Raw genomic sequence first — 19294 nt, forward strand, 5'->3', positions numbered from 1 at the left:
GCCCAACACGCGTGGGGCAAAAAACACGGGGGGGCCATGGCGGCCCGCCCCCCCCCCCCCCCCCCCCCCGTTTCACCGGGGGGGGGCGGGGCTTGGCGGCGACCCGACTTGCCCCGCGATTATCGGTGCGACGGAGTCAAGCCAGTGCTGGCTGGACCACGTGCTCCGGATGCAGCGGCAGCAGCGGCGAGTGCGGGTCGTTGGCGATGGACGCGCGCCATACATCGATCCACGCCGTGTTGTGCCCAGCCCATACCTGCTCGTGCAGGCGCGACAGCGCCACCGGGTCGCTGAGCAGCGCCAGGCGGGTGTTCAGGTCCAGGCCCTGTGGCCCCACTTCCAGCGCCTTGGCCACACGCTCAACGCGCAGCGCCTCGATCGGCGCCGCCTGGCCGTGACGCGCCGTGGCCATGGCGCAGGCCAGGGCGTTCTGGCGTGGGTCGACCACGGCCCGCACGAAGCCGTCGTGCAGGGCATGCCAGCGGTTCTCGTGGGTGTACTGGTCGGTGGCCAGCAGCTCCTGCGGCGTAGCGTACTCCTCGGGGATGAGGAACAGCTTCTCGTCCTTGGCCGCCAGGCCCAGGCGGGTGCGGCTGGAGATCACCGAAACCGGGATCGACAGCACCAGCGAGCCGACGATCGGCGCCAGCCACCACAGGAAGCTCGGGTTCAACCAGGCCACCAGGCCGGCCCAGGCGATGCCCAGCAGGGTCTGCGGACCATGGCGACGTACCGCCTCGCTCCACGGAGTCGAGTCGTCGTCACGCTGCGGCGAGTTCCAGGTCGCGGCCCAGCCGAGGAACGCGGCCAGCACGAAGCGGGTGTGGAAGATCATCCGCACCGGCGCCAGCAGCATGGAGAACAGCATCTCCATCAGCATCGACAAGGTGACCTTGATGCGCCCGCCAAACTCGGTGGCGCCCTTGGCCCAGATCAGGATGACGCTGAGCAGCTTGGGCAGGAACAGCAGCACGATGGTGGTGGAGAACAGCGCGATGGCTTTTTCCGGGTGCCATTGCGGCCACAGCGGGTAGAGCTGGAACGGTTCGATGAAGTATTGCGGCTCCATCAGCGTGTTGGTCGCCAGAAGCGCGGTCGACAGCACCAGGAACAGGAACCACAACGGCGCCGACAGGTACGACATCACGCCGGTGAGGAACACAGCGCGGTGCACCGGGTGCATGCCCTTGACCAAAAACAGGCGGAAGTTCATCAGGTTGCCGTGGCACCAGCGACGATCGCGCTTGAGCTCGTCGAGCAGGTTCGGCGGCAGTTCTTCGTAGCTGCCCGGCAGGTCGTAGGCGATCCACACGCCCCAACCGGCCCGGCGCATCAGTGCGGCTTCGACGAAGTCGTGGGAAAGGATCGCACCCGCAAACGCGCCCTTGCCCGGCAACGGCGCCAGGGCGCAGTGCTCGATGAATGGCTTCATGCGGATGATCGCGTTGTGGCCCCAGTAGTGCGACTCCCCCAACTGCCAGAAGTGCAGGCCGGCGGTGAACAGCGGGCCGTATACGCGGGTAGCGAACTGCTGCATGCGCGCATAAAGGGTATCCATGCCCGAAGCTTTTGGCCCGGTCTGGATAATGCCGGCGTCCGGGTTGGCCTCCATCAGACGCACCAGGCTGCTCAGGCACTCGCCGCTCATGACGCTGTCGGCGTCGAGCACGACCATGTACTTGTAATCGCCGCCCCAGCGGCGGCAAAAGTCGTCGAGGTTGCCGCTCTTGCGCTTCACCCGGCGCCGGCGACGACGGTAGAAGATGCGGCCGAAGCCCTTGGTCTCGCGACACACGTCGAGCCAGGCCTGTTGTTCGGCCACGGCGATATCGGTGTCGTTGGTATCGCTGAGCACGAAGAAGTCGAAGCGGTCGAGGTTGCCGCTGGCAGCCACCGACTCGAAGGTGGCGCGCAGGCCCGCGAACACCCGTGGCACGTCTTCGTTGCAGATCGGCATCACCAGCGCGGTACGCGCCTCGGCGGGAATCGGCTCGTTGCCGGCGCTGCTGCCGGAAATCTTGTACTTGTCACGCCCGGTGAGCAGCTCGAGGAAGCCCATCAGCGCGGTCCAGAAGCCCGCCGATACCCAGCAGAACAGGATGCCGAAGAGGATCAGGATGGACGTCTGCAGCGCATACGGCCACACCTGCACCACGGTGTCCCACAGTGGCTGGTGGATGACTTCGTCGAGGTCGACGAACGACCAGCCCTGGTACGGCAGGATGCCCTTCATGTACCAGCCGGCGACAATGGTCTGGCCAATCATCAAGGTCAGCAGGATGTAGCGGCGGATCGAGCCGACCGTGCGCCAGCGTGCCGGGGGCAGCTCGCGCTTGGGCGGCTGCGGGGCGTTGGTGCGACCGGTCATGCGCCGCCACATGCGGATCAGCACGTTGGTGCGCCACGGCTCGGGCACGACCTTGGTGCGTTTGATCGGTGGGGCGATCTTCAGGCACAGGCGGCCGCTGCCATCGACGCCGAGCATCTCGGCCTCTTCCAGTTCGGCGGCGCTGCCTACGGTAAGACGGGCCCCCACCGAAGCCTGGACGGCCTCGGCGGTGGCGGCGGCCGGGTTGGCCGCCAGGCGTTGGTGCAGCTCGCTGAACGAGGTGCAACGGGCGAGTTCCGCGCGTTGCTCGTCGCTCAGGGGGAGGTGGGCCAGGTATTCGCCAAGCGATTCCGGCCTTGCGCTTGAGTTACTCATCGGCAGGCAACTGATAGCTCCAGGTCTCGGTCAGCACCTTCTCGGTGGTGGCCGGGGCCCCGTTGGTGGATGCCGCGTCGGCGGCGGGTTGCTCGGCAGCCTGCTCGGCCTTGGCTTTCTCAGCCTTGGCGTGGGCGTGCTTGGCCGCGGCCTTGTCCTGCTTGGTTTCCTTGGCGGGCTTCGGTTGCTCGACCGGCACGTCACGCAGCAGCGCGGCACGCATCTCGGTGGATTTCTTCGGATCCTGCACCTTCAGGCGCAGGGTCAGGCGCCAGCCTTTGGTTTCCGGGTTGTAACGCAGATTGTTCTCGACCACTTCGGCGTTGTCGCCGACGCTGACCTGGCTGCGCACGGCGGTGTCCGCCGGCAACGTCGCAAGGTTCGGGCCGATGAAATCGACCAGCAGGGCAACACTGCCGTCGGTCTGACGGATCAGGTTGGACTGCTTGACGTCACCGGCGGAGCGCAGGGTCTGCTTGACCCAGCCCAGTTCCTGCGAGTGCAGCTGGTCTTCCTTGATGGTCCAGCGCAGGCGGTAGTCGTATTCGAACGGCTTGCCTGGCTCAGGCAGTTTTTCCGGGCTCCAGAAGGCCACGATGTTGTCGTTGGTTTCGTCGGCGGTCGGAATCTCGACCAGGTCGACAGTGCCCTTGCCCCAATCACCCTTCGGCTCGATCCAGGCGCTCGGACGCTTTTCGTACTCGTCGTCGAGGTCCTCATAGTCGCTGAAGGCGCGCTGGCGCTGCAGCAGGCCGAAACCACGCGGGTTCTCGACGCTGAAGTTGCTCACGGCCAGGTGTTTCGGGTTGTTCAGCGGGCGCCACAGCCACTCGCCGTTGGCGGCATGGATAGCCAGGCCTTCGGAATCATGCAGGGCCGGGCGGTAGTTCATGACCTTCGACGGCTGGTTGGGGCCGAACAGGTACATGCTGGTCAGCGGGGCGATGCCCAGACGGCTGACGTTTTCACGCAGGTAGACGCGCGACTTGACGTCGACCAGGGTGTCCTCGCCAGGGCGCAGGGTCAGCTTGTAGGCACCGGTGGAGCGCGGCGAGTCAAGCAGTGCGTAGATCACCAGGTGCTTGTCTTTCGGCTTGGGCTTCTCGATCCAGAATTCGCGGAAACGCGGGAATTCCTCGCCCGACGGCAGTGCGGTATCGATTGCCAGGCCGCGGGCCGACAGGCCATAGCGGTGGCCTTTGCCGACCACGCGGAAGTAGCTGGCGCCAAGCAGGGTCATGATCTCGTCCTGCTTGTCGGCCTTGTTGATCGGGTAGAGCACACGGAAGCCGGCATAGCCGAGGTTCTTGGTGGCATCCGCGTCATGGGGCACGTCACCGAACTCGAAGCGGCTCGGGTCGTACTTGATTTCCTTGACCTTGTTGGCGGTGATCTCGTTGATGGTCACCGGCGTGTCGAAGTGCATGCCCTGGTGATAGAAGGACAGCTTGAACGGCGTCTTGTCCTTGGCCCACTCGGCCTTTTCCTGCAGGAAGCGGATCTTCTGGTAGTCGGCGTACTTCATGTCGCGGAACACCGGTGGCAGGTTGCTCTTCGGTGCCTCGAACTTCTGACCGGCCAGATCCTTTGCCTTGGCTGCAACATCGTCCAGATTGAATGCCCACAGCTGGCCCGCGCTCATCAGGCCGACCAGCGCCACGCCGGCCAACAGGGCCTTGCGCAGCCGGATACCGGGGATTCTAGGTGCAATACAGGGGCTTACAATCACGAGCAATCCTCGCCGAAAACAGATCATGAAACCAACGGCCAGCGACAAATGCCGGGTTGGCGAGCACTGTTCGGACCCCGTGAGGGCGTAATGATTCCCCAAACGGATCCTGACAATGCTCGAGTCAAAGTGAAACGAACCTGCGAACGCAGGTTCATGCAGCGCGCGATTATCCAGCAGGTCGCGTTACAACGCATCAGGCTGAACAAACTATTTATCGTACAAAACCCCTTGTTTTCGCCAAACAAAGGGTTTTTTGACCTCATATTTGTAACATAAATGTTACCGGGCCATCATTGACCAGATGCACCTGCATGTCAGCGCCGAAGCGACCACTGGCCACCTGCCGGTGCTGACCTTGTGCCTGATTCAAAAGATAGTCGAAAAGCGCAGCGCCAAGGGCCGGTGGCGCAGCCGTCGAGAAGCTCGGGCGCATGCCGTTGCGGGTGTCGGCGGCCAGGGTGAACTGCGACACCAGCAACAGGCCGCCACCGACATCCTTGAGCGAGCGGTTCATCTTGCCCTGCTCGTCGCTGAACACTCGGTAGTTCAGCAGTTTATGCAGCAGTTTGTCGGCATGCTCGGGCGAATCGCCAGGCTCGACCGCCACCAGCGCCAGCAGCCCTTGGTCGATGGCCCCGACGGTCTCCCCCGCCACCTCCACCCGTGCGCCACGCACACGCTGGATCAGCCCTTTCATGCCTCTTCCAGGGGCAGGTCGAGCAGGCGTCGCGCCATCTGGTCGGCCGCGCGTACCAGAGCGTCGGTGATACCCGGCTCGGAGGCGGCGTGGCCGGCGTCGCGGATCACCTTCAACTCACTGTTCGGCCAGGCCTGGTGCAGTTCCCAGGCGTTGTCCAGCGGGCAGATCACATCGTAGCGGCCATGCACGATCACCGCCGGCAGATGGGCGATCTTCGGCATGTCGCGGATCAGCTGATCCTGCTCGAGGAACGCGTTGTTGGTGAAGTAATGGCATTCGATGCGGGCGATGGACAGGGCGCGCTGGGGTTCGGAGAAGCGGTCGACCACCAACGGGTTCGGCCGCAAGGTGGCGGTACGGCCTTCCCAGGTGGACCAGGCCTTGGCCGCATGCATCTGGGCGATCTGGTCGTTGCCGGTCAGGCGCTTGTGGAAAGCCTTGACCAGGTCGCCACGCTCTTCCGGTGGAATCGGTGCGATGTAGTCCTGCCAGTAATCGGGGAACAGGCGGCTTGCGCCCTCCTGGTAGAACCAGCTGATTTCCTGCGGGCGGCACAGGAAGATCCCGCGCAGGATCAGCCCATGCACGCGCTCGGGGTGAGTCTGGGCATAGGCCAGGGCCAGGGTGGAGCCCCAGGAGCCGCCGAACAGTACCCATTTGTCGATGCCGAGGTGCTCACGGATGCGCTCCAGATCCTCGACCAGATGCCAGGTGGTGTTGTTCTCCAGGCTCGCGTGGGGCGTGGAGCGACCACAGCCGCGCTGGTCGAAGGTGATGATGCGGTAGAGATTGGGGTCGAAGTAGCAACGGCTCTGGGCGTCGCAACCAGCGCCTGGGCCGCCGTGGATGAACACCACGGGCAGACCTTCGGGCGAGCCGCTTTCATCGACGTACAGCACATGCGGCGCTTCCACGGCCAGATCGTGCCGGGCGTAGGGTTTGATCTGCGGGTAGAGGGTCTGCATCGCGCACTCCGTGTGAGGATTTAATCTGCCGTTGGGCATCATAAACCTGAATTGCGCGCAGAGCATGTGTCCGTGTGAATCGTCGGGGTTTTGGAGTTGCTGGCGATGGGGGCAAGGGTGAAGCGTGATGCCCGGGAGGGCATGGTTCGAGATTGCATCAGGGCTGACAGGTGCCCGACACGGGCTCTTCAGCGCCCTCAAGATCGAGCGCCAAAAGGGTCGTGGCGAACACCTGCCGGCCGTGACACGGTCGAACGCTCTACCCCCGCGAACCACCCTGATAGCGCTCCTCGCCCCACGTCAGCACCGTCTCCAGCAACCGCCGCAACACCACCTGCGTCGGCCGCGCCAGATCATCGCGATAACCGAACGGCTCCACTTCATTCATGTAGGTGCACTGCCCCAGTTCCAGCTGCACCGCATGGATATGCTCGGCCGGATCCCCATAATGGCGGGTGATATGCCCACCCTTGAAACGCCCGTTGAGCACATGGCTGTAAGCGGGGAACTCGGCGCAAACACCCTGCAGCCGCTCAGCCAATACCGGATCGCAACTGGCGCCATTGAACGTGCCGAGATTGAAATCCGGCAACTTCCCATCAAACAGATGCGGAATCACCGACCGGATCGAGTGGGCATCCCACAGCAACGCATAGCCAAACTCTTCACGCATCCGCGCCAGCTCGCGACGAATCGTGTCGTGGTACGGCCGCCAGATCTGCTCCAGGTACACGGCCCGCTGCTCAGGGCTGGGCGCCTTGCCTTCCTTGAACAACGGTTCCCCCTCGAACAGCGTCGCCGGATACAACCCGGTGGTAGCGCCGGCATACAGCGGCTTGTCGTCATCCGGCCGGTTCAGGTCGATGACGAACCGCGAGTACTCCGCCGCTACCACGCTGGCACCCAGCTCGCGGGCAAAGTCGTACAACCGCGGGATGTGCCAATCGGTGTCGGGCAGGCTGCGCGCCGGCTCGACCAGCCCGTCGCGCACGGCGTCGGTCAGGCCAAGCCCGGCATGGGGCATGCTGATCAACAGCGGCAGGCGGCCCTGGTGGAAACTCAATACTTTGTCCATGTCGCCTCGCTCAGTGGGTTATCTCATGACCCAGGCGCACCACGCGCTTGGGCAAGTCACCGCCGAGCCAGTAGCTGAGGTCGGCGGGGCGTTCGATCTGCCAGGCGATGAAGTCCGCGACCTTGCCCTCTTCCAGCGAACCATGGCTGTCGCCCAGGCCCAGGGCGGTGGCGGCGTGCACGGTGACACCCGCCAGGGCTTCCTCGGGGGTCATGCGAAAACAGGTGCAGCCCATGTTCAGCATCAGGCGCAGTGACAGCCCCGGCGAGGTGCCGGGGTTGAGGTCGCTGGCCAGGGCGATCTTCACGCCGTGCCGGCGCAAAGCATCCATTGGCGGCAACTGGGTTTCGCGCAGGAAGTAGAACGCCCCCGGCAGCAGCACTGCCACCGTACCAGCCTCGGCCATGGCGATGGCATCTTCCTCGGTCATGAACTCCAGGTGATCGGCCGACAGCGCGTGATAACGCGCCGCCAGGCTCGAACCGTGCAACGACGACAGTTGCTCGGCGTGCAGTTTCACCGGCAACCCCAACTCACGAGCCTTGATGAATACCCGCTCGACCTGGGCAGGGGAGAACGCCAGGTGCTCACAGAACGCATCCACCGCGTCCACCAGGCCCTCGGCAGCCAATGCCGGGAGCATGACATCGCAGATGTGTGCGATGTAATCGTCGGCCCGCCCCGCGTATTCCGGCGGCAGGGCATGGGCCGCCAGGCAGGTGCTGCGCACGGTCACGGGCAGCTCCTCGCCCAGGCGCCGGGCAACACGCAGCATCTTGCGCTCGCTCTCGAGGTCCAGGCCGTAGCCGGACTTGATCTCGATCGTGGTCACGCCGTCGCGCATCAGCGCCTGGACGCGCTGACGGGCACTCACCAGCAGTTCGTCCTCGCTGGCGGCACGGGTAGCCCGCACGGTGCTGGCGATACCGCCGCCCTGGGCGGCGATCTCGGCATAGCTGACGCCCTCCAGGCGCTGCTCGAACTCGCCGCTGCGATTGCCACCGAACACGGCGTGGGTGTGGCAGTCGATCAGCCCGGGGGTGACCCAGGCGCCGCCCAGGTCGACGACGCGGTCGGCCGCGACCGGCGGCACCTCATCGCGGGCCCCGATCCACTCGATCAGGCCCGCGCTAGTGATGATCGCCGCGTCCTCGATGACCGAGTAACGGCCTTCGGTCATGGTCGCGGCGTGGCAGTGCTGCCAGAGGGTTCTCATCAGGATCTCCTTTCTAATTCAGCGTTGCAGCTCGGCAGATTCCCGGACCGGCTCGCCACCACCGGCGCGTGGTTTGCACCACAGCAGGTAGGAGGCCACCAGGAACACCACCCAGATCACCCCGACGATCAATGCCGCCTGGGTGTCGGGGAAGTAGCCGAGCACACCGAAGATGAACACCATGAAGGCAATGGCCAGGGCCGGGCCATAGGGCCAGAAGGGTACTGGGAACTTGAGCTGGGCGACTTCCTCGCGGCTCATGCTGCGGCGCATGGCAACCTGGGTGACCAGGATCATCAGCCACACCCACACAGTGGCGAAGGTGGCGATCGAAGCGATCAGCAGGAACACGTTCTCCGGGATCAGGTAGTTGAGCAGAACGCCGACCAGCAGCGCCGCCCCCATCACCACCACGGTCATCCACGGCACACCGTGCCTGGATAGCTTGCCAAAGCCACGCGGCGCCTGGCCGTGCTGGGACAGGCCGTACATCATCCGGCCAGCGCCGAAGATGTCGCTGTTGATCGCAGAGATGGCTGCCGAAATCACCACGATGTTCAGCACCGCCGCTGCCGAGCCAATCCCCAGGTTGCTGAAGATCTGCACGAACGGGCTACCCTGGCTGCCGATCTGCGGCCAGGGGTACAGGCACATCAGCACGAACAGGGTCAGCACGTAGAACAGCAGGATGCGCAGCGGCACGGCGTTGATCGCTTTCGGGATCACGCGTTGCGGGTCTTTCGCTTCACCTGCGGTGACGCCGATGATCTCGATGCCGCCAAAGGCGAACATCACCACCGCGAACGAAGCGATCAGGCCGCTGACGCCATTGGGCATGAAGCCGCCATGTTCGAACAGGTTGCTCACCCCGACAGCCTGCCCGGTGCCCACCTGGCTGAAACCGAAGGCCATGATGCCGAGACCTGCGAGGATCATCGCGACGATGGCGCCGACCTTGAGCAGCGACAGCCAGAACTCCATCTCGCCGAACACCCGTACGTTGCACAGGTTCAGGCCGCCGATCAGGAAGACGATACCGAGTACCCAGATCCAGCGTGCCACTTCGGGGAACCAGAAGCCCATGTAGATCCCGAAGGCCGTGACGTCGGCGATGGCGACGATGACCATCTCGAAGGCGTAGGTCCAGCCGAGGATGAAGCCGGCCATGGGGCCGAGGTAGGTGCTGGCGTAGTGGCCGAAGGAGCCGGACACCGGATTGTGCACGGCCATTTCGCCGAGGGCGCGCATGACCATGAATACTGCGGCGCCGCCGATCAGGTAGGCCAGCAGCACGGCCGGGCCGGCCATCTGGATGGCCGAGGCCGAACCGTAGAAAAGCCCGGTACCGATTGCCGAACCGAGCGCCATGAAACGGATGTGCCGGGCCGATAGCCCGCGCTTGAGACCTTGAGCTTGTTGCATGTCACGTCCTTATTGTTGTTCTGGTCGTGATATCGGGATGGGGTCTGCTGCGCAGCCCAATCGCCGGCAAGCCGGCTCCCACACAAGCAGTTGTGGGAGCCGGCTTGCCGGCGATGGGCCGCAAAGCGGCCCCGAGGGCGTTACAGGCTTGGCAGGACGCCAACCGGCAGCAGCCCGGTCAGCGTGCCTTTGGCCAGCAACGCGGCAGCCGCCTCGATATCCGGCGAGAAGAAGCGGTCGCGGTCATAGTGCGGCACTTCGCGACGCAGCGCCTGGCGCGCCTGTTCCAGCTTGGCGGAGGTCTTCAGCCCCTTGCGCAGGTCCAGACCCTGGCAGGCGCCCAACCATTCGATGGCCAGCACGCCACGGGTGTTCTCGGCCATCTCCCACAGGCGCTTGCCGGCGGCCGGGGCCATCGAGACATGGTCTTCCTGGTTGGCGGAGGTCGGCAGGCTGTCGACGCTGTGCGGGTGCGACAGTGCCTTGTTCTCGCTGGCCAGGGCGGCTGCGGTGACCTGGGCGATCATGAAGCCGGAGTTCACACCACCGTTTTCCACCAGGAACGGCGGCAGCTGGGACATGTGTTTGTCCATCATCAGCGAGATGCGGCGCTCGCTCAGCGAGCCGATCTCGGCAATGGCCAGGGCCAGGTTGTCGGCGGCCATGGCCACCGGCTCGGCGTGGAAGTTACCACCGGAGATCACGTCACCCTCGGCGGCGAACACCAGCGGGTTGTCCGACACAGCGTTGGCTTCGATGCCCAGCACTTCGGCAGCCTGGCGGATCTGGGTCAGGCAGGCACCCATGACTTGCGGCTGGCAGCGCAGCGAGTACGGGTCCTGGACCTTGTCGCAGTTTTTGTGCGACAGCGAGACTTCGCTGGAATCGCCCAGCAGGTCGCGGAAGCAGGCGGCGGTATCGATCTGGCCACGCTGACCGCGCACTTCATGGATGCGCGCATCGAACGGCGAGCGCGAACCCAGCGCCGCCTCGACGCTCAGGCCGCCACAGGCGATGGCCGCGGCGTACAGGTCTTCGGCCTGGAACAGGCCACGCAGGGCGTAGGCGGTGGACGCCTGGGTACCGTTGAGCAAGGCCAGGCCTTCTTTCGCGGCCAGCGTCAGCGGCTCCAGGCCAGCGACGGCCAGGGCTTCAGAGGCCGGCAACCACTGGCCCTTGTAGCGGGCCTTGCCCTCGCCCAGCAGCACCAGCGACATGTGCGCCAGCGGCGCCAGGTCGCCGGAGGCGCCGACCGAACCTTTCAGCGGGATGTGTGGGTAGACTTCGGCGTTGACCAGGCCGATCAGCGCATCGATGACTTTGCGGCGGATACCGGAGAAACCACGGCTCAGGCTGTTGATCTTGAGCACCATGATCAGGCGTACCAGGTCGTCGTCCAGTGGCGCGCCGATACCGGCGGCATGCGACAGCACCAGCGAGCGCTGCAGGTTTTCCAGATCGTGGCTGGCGATGCGGGTCGAGGCCAGCAGGCCGAAACCGGTGTTGATGCCATAGGCGGTACGGTCTTCGGCGATGATCTGCTCGACGCAGGCGACGCTGGCGTCGATGGCAGGCGCGGCGCTGGCATCGAGCTGCAGGCGCACGGGCGCGGCGTGGATGGCGCGCAGTTGGGCCAGGGTCAGGGTGCCGGGCTTGAGGGTCAATTCGGTCACTTCGCTACTCCAATCGCGGGGGCCATGGCCCCCTTCTTGTTGTTCAGTATCACCCGTGAAGGGTGCGATCCAAAGCGCGGCGATCAGCCGGTGATCATCGGCAGGTCCAGGCCCTGCTCCTTGGCGCAGTCGATGGCGATCTGGTAGCCCGCGTCGGCGTGGCGCATCACGCCGGTGCCCGGGTCGTTGGTCAGTACGCGGGCGATACGCTCGGCGGCTTCATCGGTACCGTCGCAGACGATGACCATGCCCGAATGCTGGGAGAAGCCCATGCCCACGCCGCCGCCGTGGTGCAGCGAGACCCAGGTGGCGCCGCCTGCGGTATTGAGCAGGGCGTTGAGCAGCGGCCAGTCGGAGACCGCGTCGGAGCCGTCGCGCATGGCTTCGGTTTCACGGTTGGGGCTGGATACCGAGCCCGAGTCCAGGTGGTCGCGGCCGATGACGACCGGCGCCGACAGTTCGCCGCTGCGGACCATTTCGTTGAAGGCCAGGCCCAGCTTGGCGCGCAGGCCCAGGCCAACCCAGCAGATACGCGCCGGCAGGCCCTGGAAGCTGATGCGCTCGCGGGCCATGTCCAGCCAGCGGTGCAGGTGGGCGTCGTCGGGGATCAGTTCCTTGACCTTGGCGTCGGTCTTGTAGATGTCCTCGGCGTCACCGGACAGCGCAGCCCAGCGGAACGGGCCGACACCGCGGCAGAACAGCGGGCGGATGTACGCCGGGACGAAGCCCGGGAAGTCGAAGGCGTTGGCCACGCCCTCTTCCTTGGCCATCTGGCGGATGTTGTTGCCGTAGTCGAAGGTCGGGATGCCCTGCTTCTGGAAGTCGAGCATGGCTTGTACATGTACGGCCATCGACTGTTTCGCGGCCTTGACCACGCCTGCCGGGTCGGTCACCGCGCGGTCGCGATACTGTTCCCAGGTCCAGCCAGCCGGCAGGTAGCCGTTGAGCGGGTCGTGGGCGCTGGTCTGGTCGGTGACCATGTCCGGGCGCACGCCACGCTTGACCAGCTCTGGCAGGATTTCGGCGGCGTTGCCGTGCAGGGCGATGGAGATGGCCTTGCCTTCGGCGGTGTACTTGGCGATGCGCGCCAGGGCGTCGTCCAGGTCAGTGGCCTGCTCGTCGACGTAGCGGGTCTCGAGGCGGAAGTCGATGCGGCTCTGCTGGCACTCGATGTTCAGCGAGCAGGCGCCGGCAAGTGTTGCCGCCAGAGGCTGGGCGCCGCCCATGCCGCCCAGGCCCGCGGTCAGTACCCACTTGCCCTTGAGGCTGCCGTTGTAGTGCTGGCGGCCGGCTTCGACGAAGGTTTCGTAGGTGCCCTGGACGATGCCCTGGCTGCCGATGTAGATCCAGCTGCCGGCGGTCATCTGACCGTACATGGCCAGGCCCTTGGCATCCAGTTCGTTGAAGTGTTCCCAGTTGGCCCAGTGCGGCACCAGGTTGGAGTTGGCGATCAGCACGCGCGGGGCGTTGCTGTGGGTCTTGAACACGCCGACCGGCTTGCCCGACTGCACCAGCAGGGTTTCGTCGTCTTCCAGGCGGGTCAGGGTCTCGACGATCTTGTCGTAGCACTCCCAGTTGCGCGCGGCGCGGCCGATGCCACCGTATACCACCAGCTCCTTCGGGTTTTCGGCGACCTGTGGGTCGAGGTTGTTCATCAGCATGCGCAGCGGAGCTTCGGTCAGCCAGCTCTTGGCGGTCAGCTTGTTGCCACGCGGGGCACGGATTTCTACGTCACGGTACTTGTTGTTGTCAGTCACGGGGATGTCCTCTGCGGTCGTCCGACGGCATGTGTGTGTCGTGGTGACTATACAAACACACCTTTACTTGTATGTACAAGCATAGGCAACCAAAAAAGAGTGACCATTCCTCGGATGAAAAACAAAAAAGGGGCCGCTACGCGCCCCATCGCTGGCAAGCCAGCTCCCACAGGGTTCACTTGGCCCATGTGGGAGCTGGCTTGCCAGCGATGGGCTGCATAGCAGCCCCCTTTCAGCGATGACAGATCAGTGTGAAATCAGCTCGATCAGGCAGAACCGCCCCTGTACATCCATTTCCAGCAACCCTTCATTGCCATCGATCCGCAGACAGTCATAGCGCCCAAGCTGCTGCGTCTCCTCCCCAGCCAACCCCACCTCGACATGAGTGCTGGCGGCAAACAGCAACAGCGTCGACGCCGAGCTGAAGAGCCGGCTACTGCCATCGAACCACTGCAACCGTGCCCGATACCGCTGCGGCGCATAAATCAGGTTGAAATCGCGAATCGCCCCGCCCAACAGCTTGCAGCTCACCTGGCTTTCGCCACTGAAGGCGAACGCATCGAACGGCAGCAACGGCCGGCTGGCCTGGCCATCGACCAGCAGGCGCATGCCATCGCCCTGCAATACGGTGATGATCCGCTGGTACCCGGTGAAGCTGGAAAAACCACCGGACTCCTCGATATCGGCGATCGACAGGCGCCAGCCGAAACCCTCCAGGCTGTCGCCTGCGTCGCGGGTGATCTCTTCGGTGAAACCGCCACCGTTCTTCCAGGGCATGCGCGGGTAGTCCTGGGCACGCAACAGCTGCAACTGGGTCATTTGCTGAATCGTCCTTCCAGACGGTGACGGGAACCGGGGTGGATCAGGCGCGCAGCGGTGACCGGCTGGCGCCCCGACCAGGTGCGACGGCGGATCAACAGGCACGGCTCGCCCCGCTCGATCTGCAGCAGCTTGCATTCTTCAGGTTCGGCAAGGATCGCCTCGACCACGTGCTCGCCTTCAGTGAGCGGCGCCACCTGCGACAGGTAGGCGTAGGGCGTCTGCCGGGTGAAATCCTGCTTGAGGTAATCCGGAGCGATGGCGGCGTTGACGTAGCGGTCCTCGATCTGCACCGGCACGCCATTTTCGTAATGCACGATCAGCGAGTGGAACACCCGCTGCCCTTCGCGCATGTCCAGGGCCAGGGCGCGCTCGGAGCCGGCGGCCTCTTCGGCAAGCTTTATCACCTGGCAGCTATGCTGGTGGCCACGGCCGGCGATCTCGTCGGCGATGTTGTTGACCTCGAACAGCGCCGAGCGGCTCTTGGGCTCGGCGACGAAAGTGCCGACGCCCTGCATGCGCACCAGCAGGCCTTCGGCGGTGAGTTCGCGCAGTGCGCGGTTGATGGTCATGCGGCTGAAGCCCAGCTCGCTGACCAGTTCGCTTTCCGATGGCACCCGGTGATGAGGCGGCCAGCTGCCGCTCTCGATCTGCTGGATGATCATCTGTTTCACCCGGGCGTAGAGCGGCGCCGGCCCTTCGCCCATCTGGGCAACCAGCGCGGAGACAGGAAGTGTCGGCACGGCGTTGAATCCTTGTGCGGTTGGAGTGAACGGTAGCTTGCCGGAGTTTACCCGGCAGGCAAACGGCTGTATATGTATATACAAGTTAACAATAACAGGATTTCACCGATGCCCGCCTACTTCGCCGAACGCGCCCTGCTCCCTTCGGGCTGGGCCCGCAATGTCCGCCTGGAGGTCGCTGCCGACGGTCGGCTGGCCGCGATAATGACCGATGCCGACGCCAAAGGCGCCGAGCGCCTGGGCGGCCCGCTGTTGCCAGGCATGCCCAACCTGCACTCGCATGCGTTCCAGCGGGCCATGGCAGGGCTGGCGGAAGTGGCCGGCAATCCCAATGACAGCTTCTGGACCTGGCGCGAACTGATGTACCGCCTGGTCGGCCGGATCACGCCGGAGCAACTGCAGGTCATCGCGCGCCAGTTGTATATCGAGATGCTCAAGGCCGGCTACACCTCGGTGGCCGAATTCCACTATGTGCACCATGACCAGCACGGCCAGGCCTACGCGGACCCCGCCGAACTGTCGCGACGCATCAGCGCCGCCGCAGCCGCCAGCGGCATCGGCCTGACCTTGCTGCCGGTCCTGTACAGCCACGCCGGGTTTGGCGGCCAGGCGCCCAATGACGGCCAACGGCGCTTCATCAATTCAACCGAACAGTACCTGCGCCTGCAACAGCAACTAGCGCCATTGCTGGCACAACAGCCGGCGCAGACACTGGGGTTGTGCTTCCACTCGCTACGCGCCGTGACACCAGGGCAGATCACCGATGTGCTCGGTGCGGGCGACAGGACCTGCCCGATCCATATCCACATTGCCGAGCAACAGAAGGAAGTCGATGACTGCCTGGCCTGGAGCGGCCGCCGTCCACTGCAATGGCTGTACGAGCAGGTCGATGTCGATCAGCGCTGGTGCCTGGTCCATGCCACCCACGCCGAAGCCGGCGAAGTTGCCGCCATGGCCCGCAGTGGCGCGGTGGCCGGATTGTGCCTGACCACCGAGGCGAACCTGGGTGACGGCATCTTCCCGGCGGTGGACTATTTGGCCCAGGGCGGGCGGATGGGTATCGGCTCGGACAGCCATGTGTCTTTGAGCGTGGTCGAGGAACTGCGCTGGCTGGAGTATGGCCAGCGCCTGCGTGACCAGCGGCGCAATCGCCTGTACCGCGCCGATCAGCCGATGGTTGGTCGAACCTTGTACGACGCCGCGCTGCTGGGCGGTGCCCAGGCGCTGGGGCAGCCGATCGGCGAACTGGCCGTGGGCAAGCGGGCGGACTGGCTGGTACTGGACGGGCAGAATCCGTATCTGGCAGTGGCCGACGGCGATGCCATTCTCAACCGCTGGTTGTTCGCGGGTTCTGATCGCCAGGTGCGCGATGTGATGGTCAACGGGCAGTGGGTTGTGCGCCAAGGGCGGCATGCACAGGAGGAGCAAAGCGCGGCGGCGTTTGTACAAGTGCTGCGTCAGTTGCTGGACTGACAGTCGAAACATCGCGGGGCCCGCCCCCACAGGTAGTGTGGGGAGTGGGTTTGCCCCGCGATGGCGTCCTCAATGCCGGGCGACGATGCTCTTGTCGGACGTGCGCCAGATCAGGCGGCTGGTATCAAAGCCCTGCTGCCGCGCCTTGGCCAGCAGGTTTTCACGCTCCCACGCCGGCAACGAAGGCGTACGCGAAAGAATCCACAGGTACTTGCGGTCCGGGCTGCCGACAATCGCCGTGCGATAGCGCTCGTCGACGAACAGGATCCAGTAGTCCCCCTTGGCCACCCCAGGCACCAGGCGGGTGAACCAATTGTCGAACTCCACCCACAGCTTGTCGGTATGCCCCGACTGCTGCGGCGTCGCATGGCCCTCGGCACGCAGCCATTCATCACCCAGGGTACGGCAACGGTTCAGCACGCCGACCGTGCCATCGGGCTTGAGGTTGTAATGGGCCTCGGACTGGGCGCAACCGTCCTGGTACTTCATTGGCAGGCGTGCCAGCTCGAACCATTTGCCTTGGTAACGCTTGAGGTCGACCGCACCTGCGGTCTTCGGCGCCAGCGGGTCGGTGGCCGAGGTGGCGCAGCCACCGAGCAGCATCACCAGGCACACGCCCAGCAGCAGGTGCAGGTGCCTCATTTGAGGCCCTGCCCGGAATACATCAGGACCTTGTCCGCCGCGTACTGCACGCTGATGAAGCTCTTCTCGTCACCCCAGGTGCAGCTGCTCATGCCCAGCGCGCCGGAACACTCCTTGGGCGTGCCGAGCAACTGCTCGACTTCGGCCTTGTTCATGCCGGCCTTGAGCTTGGAATAGTTTTCCTGGTTGATCTTGCTGCAAGCGGTCAGGACGACGCACAAGGACAACAGGGCGAGGGAACGCAACGACATGAAGGGACACTCCTGGAGATGGATACACAGGCGCGAGGGCCTGCAGGGAGCTTAGAAGGGAAAAAGGCTCCTCGGTTCCCTGGCCGACGAGGTTTCGTTGTGCACCGTTGGTCGCCTGGCGCGCAAACGATTAATGTTTTATCCCTGTGCGTCGACATAAAGCGGTGGTGTGGCTTTTTGCCGCACCCCTCCCCTTCGTGCCCGTGCGCAGATTCCAAGAAAAATGACCAAGAACCTCAAGTTCAGCCACAAGATCCTGCTGGCCGCCGCCCTGGTGGTGGCCGTCGCCTTCACTTGCTTCGTCCTGTTCAACGACTACCGACAGCGTCAGTCGCTGCGTAGCGACACCGAGTCGACGCTGCAATCGCTGGGCAACCTCACCGCCGGCAACATCCGCACCTGGCTGGAAAGCCGCATCCAGCTGGTGAACTCGGTGGCACAGCAGATTGCCGTCGACGGTCCCGCCAAGAGCAGCCTCGAGCGCATCCTGGCGCTGCCGGTGTACGGCAGCAACTTCATCCTCACCTACTTCGGCGGCCAGGACGGCAGCATGCAGTCGGTGCCGGTGGGCAACCGCGCCGCCGACTACGACCCGCGCGTGCGCGGCTGGTACAAGGCGGCCAGCACCGCGGGCCAGACCATCGTCACCGAACCGTACATCTCGGTATCGGCCGGCAAGCTGGTCATTACCCTGGCCACTCCGGTGCAACAGGGCGGGCGCATGATCGGCGTCAGCGGTGTCGACACCGATCTGCAGACCATCAGCAACCTGATCAACACCCTGGACTTCGGCGGCCACGGGCACGCCTTCATCGTCAACGGCGAGGGCAAGGTGCTCATCCATCCCAAGGGCGAACTGGCGCTCAAGCCCCTGGCGGAAGTCTACCCTGGCAGTAACCTGCGCATCGGCAGCGGGCTGAAGGAAGTGGAGGTCGAGGGTCGCAAACAGTTCATCAGCTTCACCCACGTCGATGGCGTGCCCTCGGCGGACTGGTACGTGGCGCTGGTGCTGGACCAGGACGCGGCCTTCGCCATGCTCGGCGAGCTGCGCACTTCGGCCGTGGTGGCGACACTGATCGCGGTGGTGGTGATCATCGCCCTGCTCGGCTTGCTGATCCGCGTGCTGATGGAACCGCTGCACGTCATGGGCCGCGCCATGCGCGACATCGCCGAGGGCGAAGGCGACCTGACCCGGCGCCTGGCCATCCACGCCCAGGACGAGTTCGGCAGTCTGGCGCAGTCGTTCAACCGCTTCGTCGAGCGGATCCACGAATCGATCCGCGAAGTGGCCTCGGCCACCGGCCAGGTGAATGCCGTGGCCGGTCAGGTGGTCAGCGCCTCGAATGCCTCGATCCACAACGCCGACCAGCAGTCCAGCCGCACCAGCAGTGTCGCCGCGGCGATCAACCAGCTCGGCGCCGCCGCCCAGGAGATCGCCCAGAACGCCGCCCTCGCTTCGCAGCACTCCAGCGCCGCCCGCGGCCTGGCTGAAGAGGGCCAACAGGTGGTGGGCGAAACCATCGACGTGATGAATCAGTTGTCGGCGCGCATAAGTGATGCCAGCGGCAACATCGAAACGCTGAACAACCACACGGCCAACATCGGCCAGATCCTCGATGTGATCAGCGGCATTTCGCAGCAGACCAACCTGTTGGCGCTCAACGCGGCCATCGAGGCGGCCCGTGCCGGCGAAGCCGGGCGTGGTTTCGCGGTGGTGGCCGACGAGGTGCGCAACCTGGCACACCGCACCCAGGACTCGGCACAGCAGGTGCAGCGCCTGATCGAGGAGCTGCAGGCCGGGGCCCAGGTGGCCGTGAGCACCATGAACCAGAGCCAGCAACACAGCGACCGCAGTGTCGGCATCGCCAACCAGGCCGGCGAACGCCTGGGCAGTGTCACCCAGCGCATCGGCGAGATCGACGGCATGAACCAGTCGGTGGCCACCGCCACGGAAGAGCAAACGGCCGTGGTCGAGTCGATCAATGTCGACATCACCGAGATCAATACGCTGAATCAGGAAGGGGTGCAGAACCTGCAGAGCACCTTGCGTGCCTGCACCGACCTGGAGCATCAGGTCGAGCGGTTGAAGCATCTGGTGGGGAGTTTCAGGATCTGAGATGGC

At 64.8% G+C, this 19294-nt stretch carries 15 protein-coding genes and 1 pseudogene; 3 read left to right on the forward strand and 13 right to left on the reverse strand.

The features are described 5' to 3' along the window. Positions 1–136: 136 nt before the first annotated feature. From mdoH to hutC, 11 genes are all read right to left on the reverse strand, one after another. Complete coding sequence (gene mdoH / locus ACVWY1_RS14840; RefSeq protein ID WP_102690661.1) at positions 137–2704, reverse strand: glucans biosynthesis glucosyltransferase MdoH; 2568 nt, start codon at positions 2702–2704, stop codon at positions 137–139. Continuing rightward, positions 2697–4433, reverse strand: coding sequence for a glucan biosynthesis protein G (locus ACVWY1_RS14845; protein WP_457378448.1), 1737 nt, complete (start codon positions 4431–4433; stop codon positions 2697–2699). Before ACVWY1_RS14845 ends, mdoH begins: the two co-directional genes overlap by 8 nt. A 262-nt stretch (positions 4434–4695) precedes the next feature. Further along, positions 4696–5133 carry a D-aminoacyl-tRNA deacylase gene (gene dtd, locus ACVWY1_RS14850; protein WP_139674053.1) on the reverse strand — a complete coding sequence of 146 codons (438 nt, stop codon included), beginning with the start codon at positions 5131–5133 and terminating at the stop codon, positions 4696–4698. Beyond that, the gene (pip, locus tag ACVWY1_RS14855) at positions 5130–6101 is read right to left on the reverse strand and encodes a prolyl aminopeptidase (protein WP_046853900.1); all 972 of its coding nucleotides are present in this window, start codon (positions 6099–6101) and stop codon (positions 5130–5132) included. Before pip ends, dtd begins: the two co-directional genes overlap by 4 nt. Before the next feature lie 259 nt (positions 6102–6360). Continuing rightward, a complete protein-coding gene (gene hutG, locus ACVWY1_RS14860) occupies positions 6361–7176 on the reverse strand; it encodes an N-formylglutamate deformylase (RefSeq protein WP_198755750.1) in 816 nt (271 codons plus the stop codon). Between the two features lie 10 nt (positions 7177–7186). Next, positions 7187–8392: an imidazolonepropionase gene (hutI, locus tag ACVWY1_RS14865; protein ID WP_277502220.1), complete on the reverse strand. Its 1206-nt coding sequence runs from the start codon at positions 8390–8392 to the stop codon at positions 7187–7189. Positions 8393–8410: 18 nt separating this feature from the next. Continuing rightward, positions 8411–9814: an amino acid permease gene (locus ACVWY1_RS14870; protein ID WP_139674062.1), complete on the reverse strand. Its 1404-nt coding sequence runs from the start codon at positions 9812–9814 to the stop codon at positions 8411–8413. 140 nt (positions 9815–9954) lie between these two features. After that, positions 9955–11487: a histidine ammonia-lyase gene (gene hutH / locus ACVWY1_RS14875; RefSeq protein ID WP_139674064.1), complete on the reverse strand. Its 1533-nt coding sequence runs from the start codon at positions 11485–11487 to the stop codon at positions 9955–9957. Positions 11488–11570: 83 nt separating this feature from the next. Beyond that, a complete protein-coding gene (gene hutU / locus ACVWY1_RS14880) occupies positions 11571–13244 on the reverse strand; it encodes a urocanate hydratase (RefSeq protein ID WP_038706939.1) in 1674 nt (557 codons plus the stop codon). 246 nt (positions 13245–13490) lie between these two features. Further along, a complete protein-coding gene (locus ACVWY1_RS14885) occupies positions 13491–14063 on the reverse strand; it encodes a HutD/Ves family protein (protein WP_457378449.1) in 573 nt (190 codons plus the stop codon). Then, positions 14060–14770, reverse strand: a complete 711-nt coding sequence (gene hutC, locus ACVWY1_RS14890) for a histidine utilization repressor (RefSeq protein WP_167659468.1) — start codon at positions 14768–14770, stop codon at positions 14060–14062. The genes ACVWY1_RS14885 and hutC overlap by 4 nt, the downstream gene beginning before the upstream one ends. A gap of 144 nt (positions 14771–14914) precedes the next feature. On the opposite strand from hutC, the gene ACVWY1_RS14895 reads away from it, so the two are divergent. Then, on the forward strand, positions 14915–16279 hold the full coding sequence (locus ACVWY1_RS14895) for a formimidoylglutamate deiminase (protein WP_457378450.1): 1365 nt from the start codon (positions 14915–14917) through the stop codon (positions 16277–16279). 69 nt (positions 16280–16348) lie between these two features. Here ACVWY1_RS14895 and ACVWY1_RS14900 read toward each other — a convergent pair whose 3' ends face one another. Further along, positions 16349–16921 carry a lipocalin family protein gene (locus ACVWY1_RS14900; protein ID WP_457378451.1) on the reverse strand — a complete coding sequence of 191 codons (573 nt, stop codon included), beginning with the start codon at positions 16919–16921 and terminating at the stop codon, positions 16349–16351. Beyond that, positions 16918–17172: an outer membrane protein assembly factor BamE domain-containing protein gene (gene bamE, locus ACVWY1_RS14905; RefSeq protein ID WP_011536093.1), complete on the reverse strand. Its 255-nt coding sequence runs from the start codon at positions 17170–17172 to the stop codon at positions 16918–16920. Before bamE ends, ACVWY1_RS14900 begins: the two co-directional genes overlap by 4 nt. Before the next feature lie 223 nt (positions 17173–17395). On the opposite strand from bamE, the pseudogene ACVWY1_RS14910 reads away from it, so the two are divergent. Further along, positions 17396–18433 (forward strand): annotated as a pseudogene (locus tag ACVWY1_RS14910) (cache domain-containing protein); the annotation flags it as partial. Positions 18434–18499: 66 nt separating this feature from the next. Then, complete coding sequence (locus ACVWY1_RS14915; protein ID WP_372241261.1) at positions 18500–19288, forward strand: methyl-accepting chemotaxis protein; 789 nt, start codon at positions 18500–18502, stop codon at positions 19286–19288. Positions 19289–19294: the final 6 nt, after the last annotated feature.

The organism is Pseudomonas sp. TE6288, from assembly GCF_054062095.1.

Bases quoted from the DNA above. Each gene is read 5' to 3' on its own strand.
- hutI (WP_277502220.1), bottom strand. From the start codon at position 8,392: ATGAGAACCCTCTGGCAGCACTGCCACGCCGCGACCATGACCGAAGGC.
- hutG (WP_198755750.1), bottom strand. From the start codon at position 7,176: ATGGACAAAGTATTGAGTTTCCACCAGGGCCGCCTGCCGCTGTTGATC.
- ACVWY1_RS14900 (WP_457378451.1), bottom strand. From the start codon at position 16,921: ATGAGGCACCTGCACCTGCTGCTGGGCGTGTGCCTGGTGATGCTGCTC.
- ACVWY1_RS14885 (WP_457378449.1), bottom strand. From the start codon at position 14,063: ATGACCCAGTTGCAGCTGTTGCGTGCCCAGGACTACCCGCGCATGCCC.
- mdoH (WP_102690661.1), bottom strand. From the start codon at position 2,704: ATGAGTAACTCAAGCGCAAGGCCGGAATCGCTTGGCGAATACCTGGCC.
- dtd (WP_139674053.1), bottom strand. From the start codon at position 5,133: ATGAAAGGGCTGATCCAGCGTGTGCGTGGCGCACGGGTGGAGGTGGCG.
- ACVWY1_RS14870 (WP_139674062.1), bottom strand. From the start codon at position 9,814: ATGCAACAAGCTCAAGGTCTCAAGCGCGGGCTATCGGCCCGGCACATC.
- bamE (WP_011536093.1), bottom strand. From the start codon at position 17,172: ATGTCGTTGCGTTCCCTCGCCCTGTTGTCCTTGTGCGTCGTCCTGACC.
- hutC (WP_167659468.1), bottom strand. From the start codon at position 14,770: ATGGGCGAAGGGCCGGCGCCGCTCTACGCCCGGGTGAAACAGATGATC.
- ACVWY1_RS14895 (WP_457378450.1), top strand. From the start codon at position 14,915: ATGCCCGCCTACTTCGCCGAACGCGCCCTGCTCCCTTCGGGCTGGGCC.
- pip (WP_046853900.1), bottom strand. From the start codon at position 6,101: ATGCAGACCCTCTACCCGCAGATCAAACCCTACGCCCGGCACGATCTG.